Genomic DNA, 918 nt, shown 5'->3' with positions numbered 1-918 from the left:
CGAAAGACGATGAACGGCAGATTTCTTCGTCAACCGCAGGTCTTCGAGTCTCGCGTATATTATACGCTCCGAGTCTCTTCCCTTTGGTTCCTCGAACTCTTTGTTCCTCCTCTTTCTCGCATACCTTCGACTCAAAAGAAAAAATGAATACAAAAAAACCAGTATCTTTCGGTACCGGCTTCTTACTTGCCTAGCGACGTCCTACTCTTGCAGGGCGCGCCCCCAAATACCATCGGCGCTAGCTGCGAAAGACGATGAACGGCAGATTTCTTCGTCACCTGCGGGCTTCTTGTTTCTCGCGTATGGAATACGCTCCKAGACTCGCCCCCTTGGTTCCTCGAACTCTTTGTTCCTCCTCTTTCTCACACACCTTCAAATCTATAGAAAATTGAATACAATAAAATCAGTACCAATCAGTACCTCTCGGTACCAGTTTCTCTTTGAAAAGTCCTAGTCCCTYATAAACAAACACAAAAAAGCCGATACCCTTTAACAGGTATCGGCTTTCTAATTGCCTAGCGACGTCCTACTCTTGCAGGGGGAGACCCCCAACTACCATCGGCGCTAAAGAGCTTAACTTCCGTGTTCGGTATGGGAACGGGTGTGACCTCTTTGCCATTATCACTAGACTTATTGAGTGTTTGTTCACTCAAAACTGGATAAACGGGCCATTGAAAGCCATTCAAAATTGTGGTTAAGTCCTCGATCGATTAGTATTCGTCAGCTGCACACGTCGCCGCGCTTCCACCTCGAACCTATCTACCTCATCGTCTTTGAGGGATCTTACTTACTTGCGTAATGGGAAATCTCATCTTGAGGGGGGCTTCATGCTTAGATGCTTTCAGCACTTATCCCGGCCACACATAGCTACCCAGCGATGCTCTTGGCAGCATAGCTACCCAGCGATGCTCTTGGCAG

The 918-nt window shown here is 47.7% G+C and carries 2 rRNA genes; both read right to left on the bottom strand.

What is annotated here, in order from left to right:
• Window positions 1–513: 513 nt before the first annotated feature.
• Window positions 514–629: ribosomal RNA gene (rrf, locus tag AC1DOS_RS20350) — 5S ribosomal RNA — on the bottom strand.
• A gap of 61 nt (window positions 630–690) precedes the next feature.
• Window positions 691–918 (bottom strand): 23S ribosomal RNA (locus AC1DOS_RS20345); the annotation flags it as partial.

The sequence above is a fragment of the Paenisporosarcina sp. P5_A11 genome (assembly GCF_056400705.1).
The sequence above is the reverse complement of the archived record's forward strand: the minus strand, read 5'-3'. Positions and strand labels throughout refer to the sequence as shown.